Source organism: Bacillota bacterium, assembly GCA_036504675.1.
Classification (GTDB): domain Bacteria; phylum Bacillota; class Sulfobacillia; order JAJYWN01; family JAJZPE01; genus DASXUT01.
Window position 1 is genome coordinate 1 of sequence record DASXUT010000029.1, and the last position, 4,131, is coordinate 4,131.

Here is a 4,131-nt window from a genome sequence, read left to right on the forward strand (position 1 = left end):
CAAGACCAGGGGCGTGGATTGAAACCGTCAACCCGGCATACCGCATCCGGTAGGCGCCGGGTGTCGCCCCCCGCACGGGGGCGTGGATTGAAACCAGGTGGTCGGGGAAGAAGGATCGATCATCTGCAGTCGCCCCCCGCACGGGGGCGCGGATTGAAACACGGTCCTCGGCACTTTGAGCTTTGCGTCCGCGGTCGTCGCTCCCCGCACGGGGGCGCGGATTGAAACCCGCCAGTCGACCCGTTACTCGAGGACCCACTGGCCGTCGCCTGTCCGTGCTAATCCATACTCCGACCAAAGCAGGCCCTTGTGATCATCAAAAAACTGGCCACCTTGATCTTCCATCCCCAGTAGACTGGAGTTGCAGACAACCAGTCGACCCGGGGAGAGAAAGGATGATCAAGATGGCCCAGATTGAGCGTATCAGGAAGCTGGTGCTGGTGGAAGGGCTGAGCCGCCCGAAGGTCGCCAGGAAAGCGGGGGGGTTTCTCGCCACGCGGTCCGCATGGCGTCAAACAGCGCAGCTCCGCAAAGTCATCAGCCGAATAGGCCGCGGTCACGCCCCGCCCTAGAAAGCTGGCGGGCCGTCGCAAACCCCGGTCAGTGCTCTATCCTGGACAGCAACCCCCCGCGTCGCCGCCATCATCGTCGACGTCGCCCGGCTTGCAGCAGTCTTCGTGGGCCGGCGTGGGTGCTCCAGTTGTTCCCTTCTGAACTCGTTTGGAAGCTTCCCCAACGACGGATAGCACCACGCCAAGGCAGCAGGATCCCTGTGGGTTGGTGTGAACACAGTCGCATCCCTTTGTCTTCAGCTTACTCCGGATGTCGTCAGGGACGCTGCTGACGCCGGTTCGCCGGATTTCCTCGATGATCTCTTCATAGGTGTGGTTGAAGCAGTAGCAGATGGGACGGGGAGGAACGGCTTCCTTGGCCCCCACCCGGACTCTCAAGTCGTCCCTGGTGAAGACGTGACTGCCGTCCTCAGCGAAGTAGACGACCTCACATCCCGGGGCGTCGCAGTAGCGATACGGCCCAGCCGTGATCCGATCCTGCTGACTGGGCTTAATGAGCGATCGGAGCGTTTCAAGGGACACGGTCTTGCCCTTGGTCCCAGAAGCCGGGCAGATCAACAGGGGGCGGTCAACGGGCTGTCCTTCCATTCAGCTCACTCCCTCGGCCAGTCTCGATCATCATTATACACGAGAGTGCCCCCGTCTAGGAGCGGCGGCGGTAGGGATGGGAGTGGCTTTTGTCTCCGATGCTCTGGTCATTTCCAGTGGCGGGGCCAAATTCGGACCGGGACGGGGCCTCGCGACGATCTGTCCCGCCCCATGCCGCGTATAAGTGACTAGTCATCCAGCGGGCCAGAGTCGCTGGAGAACCCGATGTCCGGAACAGAGTATTTGGCAAGGAGGGGATTGGGGCGTGGAACAGAGCGTCAAGGCCCGCTTGCTTGAGCTGAAGTTCAGGGAGACCATGTTCGGCGGCCTGGAAGGCGGGGTGGAGGATATCAAAGTCTTGATCACGGAGCACCCATTGCTCAACAAGACCGTCCTTGTGTGTAGCCACATCGGTCGTAGGACCATCAGCTACTTTGGGGTTGAGCTGCCCCCGAATCCCACCATCCAGCAGATCGGCGATGCTCTCATGGATGTCCATGATCATCTGCACGAAGGCAAGCCACTGCGCACTCCCATGTGCCCAGACATCTATCTATAGCTTCATAGCGACGCGAAGCCTCTCAACACCCGGTTGCCGTAGGCCGTGGCCGAATCGCGTCCAGACCTAGCGGAACCTGCGCCCCAACTCCCCCAACACTTCGTCCCTGGTCACCCCGACCTGCTCCATGACCACGGCCACATGGTAGTAGAGGTCGGCCAGCTCCCAAATGAGGTTCGGCCGATCGTTGTTCTTGGCGGCGAGGACCACTTCGGTGGCTTCCTCGCCGACCTTCTTCAGCATCTTGTCGAGGCCGGCGGCGAAGAGCTTGGCCGTGTATGAGCCCTCGGGGGCGGTTGCCCGTCGCTCGGCGATGATCGTCGCGAGCCGGGCGGGGACCGCGGAGAGGTCGGTCGAGGCCGTCGACTGGGCCTCCGGCCCCGCGGTCGGCTTGGCGTCGACCGCGTCCACCGGCCCCTCCTCGCCCATCTCCCGATAGAAGCAACTCCGGTGGCCGGTGTGACAGGCCGGCCCGGCCGGGTCCACCACCCACAGCAAGGTGTCGGCGTCGCAGTCGACCAGGGGACGGCCGACCACCCGCATGAAGCTGCCCGAAGTCTCGCCCTTATGCCACAGAGTCTGGCGGCTGCGGCTGTAGAACCAGAGGTCACCGCCGGCCAGCGTCCGCTGGAAGGCCTCGCGGTCTTGATAGCCGAGCATGAGGACGTCGCCCGTCCGCCGGTCCCGGACGATGGCCGGGATCAGGCCGTCGCTCCCCGGCCGGAGATGGGTCCACAATTCGGTCGGCCCGGCCTGATCACCGGCCGGCTCGGCCTCATCCACGGTCCGTCTATCTTCTCCCTTCATCGCACAGGCACCCCCTGTCCGCGCAGGAACGCCTTGAGGTCGGCGATCCGGCACTGCCGATAGTGAAAGATCGAAGCGGCCAGGGCGGCGTCGGCCCCACCGGCCTCCGAGAGGACGGCGGCGACGTCCTCGGGCCGGCCGGCCCCGCCGGAGGCGATCACCGGCGTGGTCACCGCGTCGGCCACCGCCCGGGTGGCACCAAGGTCGTAGCCGTCGACCGTCCCGTCCCGGTCCATGCTGGTCAACAGGAGTTCGCCGGCCCCCAGTTCGACCACGCGCCGGGCCCAGGCGACCAGGGACAGCTCGGTCGGGATGCTGCCGCCGTGGGTGCAGACTCGCCAGCCCAGGTCGGGGTCGGACCGGAAATCGATGGCCACGACCACGCACTGACGTCCGAAGCGCCCGGCCGTTTCCTCGATCAACCCGGGGTTGAGGACGGCCTGGGTGTTCAGAGAGACCCGGTCGGCCCCGGCCAATAGCGTGGCCCGGACGTCATCCGGGCCGGCCAGTCCGCCGCCGGCGGTGAGGGGGATGAAGACTTGCTCGGCGATGCCCTCGATGGCCCGCAGGGTTGGGCCCCGCCCCTCGCGGCTGGCCGCGATGTCCAGGCAGACGAGCTCGTCGGCGCCTTCGGAACTGTAGAAGGCGGCCTGTTCGACGGGGTCCCCGGCGTCGCGCAGGTCCGCGAACTTGACCCCCTTGACCACCCGCCCGGCCTTCAGGTCGAGGCAGGGAATGATCCGCTTGTAGAGCATCGGCGAAGCCTCCTCCGGTCGTCGGCTGGTCAGTGACGGGGGTCGTCCGCGGGCCCGTGATCCCCGCCCGCGGCGGCGATGGCCGTCCTCAGGTCGATGCGGCCCTCGAAGAGGGCTCGGCCGATGATCGCCCCGAAGGCCCCGGCTTCGTCCAGCCGTCTGAGGTCCCCGAGTCGCCCGACGCCGCCGGCGGCGATGACCTCCGCGCCCAAGCCGGCCAGGGTCTGAACCCCGGCCAGGTCCGGTCCATCCCCGGTGCCGTCCTGCTCGATTCCGGTGTAGATGAACGTCGTGATGCCGCGGTCGATCAAGCCCGAGGCGGCGTCCTCCAGAGCGACGCCCGTGTCCTCGAGCCAGCCACCGACGGCCACCTTGCCGCCGCGGGTGTCCAGGCTGACGAGGATCCTCCCGGGCCACTTCTCGGCCAGCCGGCCCACCCAGGCCGGGTCCTTCACCGCGGCGCTTCCCAGGATGACCATGGCCGCTCCGGCGGTGAAGGCCGCCACCACGGATTCCTCGTCGCGCAACCCGCCGCCGCATTGGACGGGCACGGGGGCGGCCATCCGGGCCACCGCCTCGAGGACGGCTAGGTTGACCGGCCGGCCGGCCCTGGCCCCGTCGAGGTCGACCAGGTGGACGCGGGAGGCGCCGGCGGCGACGTAGGCCGCCGCCACGCCGGCCGGTGAGGTGCCGTAGACGGTCTCCTGTTCATAGTCCCCGCGGAGGAGACGGACAACCTTCCCTCCGCGGATGTCGATGGCTGGGATCACGAGCATTGGCGGACCACCTCCGTGAATCGGCCGAGGACGGCGAGGCCGGCCGCTCCGCTGCGCTCGGGGTGGAACTGCGT

5 protein-coding genes are annotated in these 4,131 nt (G+C 67.0%); 1 reads left to right on the forward strand and 4 read right to left on the reverse strand.

What is annotated here, in order from left to right:
* Positions 1-608 precede the first annotated feature (608 nt).
* The gene (locus tag VGL40_02155) at positions 609-1,160 is read right to left on the reverse strand and encodes a (2Fe-2S)-binding protein (GenBank protein HEY3314073.1); all 552 of its coding nucleotides are present in this window, start codon (positions 1,158-1,160) and stop codon (positions 609-611) included.
* 265 nt (positions 1,161-1,425) lie between these two features.
* Between VGL40_02155 and VGL40_02160 the strand changes: the two genes are divergently transcribed.
* Positions 1,426-1,719 carry a hypothetical protein gene (locus VGL40_02160; GenBank protein ID HEY3314074.1) on the forward strand — a complete coding sequence of 98 codons (294 nt, stop codon included), beginning with the start codon at positions 1,426-1,428 and terminating at the stop codon, positions 1,717-1,719.
* Positions 1,720-1,785: 66 nt separating this feature from the next.
* Here the strand turns inward: VGL40_02160 and hisIE are convergent, their stop codons facing one another.
* Genes hisIE through VGL40_02175 form a run of 3 tightly spaced genes read right to left on the reverse strand, consistent with a single transcriptional unit; the run spans position 1,786 to position 4,057 of the window.
* Positions 1,786-2,526: a bifunctional phosphoribosyl-AMP cyclohydrolase/phosphoribosyl-ATP diphosphatase HisIE gene (gene hisIE, locus VGL40_02165; protein ID HEY3314075.1), complete on the reverse strand. Its 741-nt coding sequence runs from the start codon at positions 2,524-2,526 to the stop codon at positions 1,786-1,788.
* Positions 2,523-3,281 carry an imidazole glycerol phosphate synthase subunit HisF gene (gene hisF, locus VGL40_02170; protein ID HEY3314076.1) on the reverse strand — a complete coding sequence of 253 codons (759 nt, stop codon included), beginning with the start codon at positions 3,279-3,281 and terminating at the stop codon, positions 2,523-2,525. Before hisF ends, hisIE begins: the two co-directional genes overlap by 4 nt.
* 29 nt (positions 3,282-3,310) lie before the next feature.
* The gene (locus VGL40_02175; protein ID HEY3314077.1) at positions 3,311-4,057 is read right to left on the reverse strand and encodes a 1-(5-phosphoribosyl)-5-[(5-phosphoribosylamino)methylideneamino] imidazole-4-carboxamide isomerase; all 747 of its coding nucleotides are present in this window, start codon (positions 4,055-4,057) and stop codon (positions 3,311-3,313) included.
* Positions 4,058-4,131 lie beyond the last annotated feature (74 nt).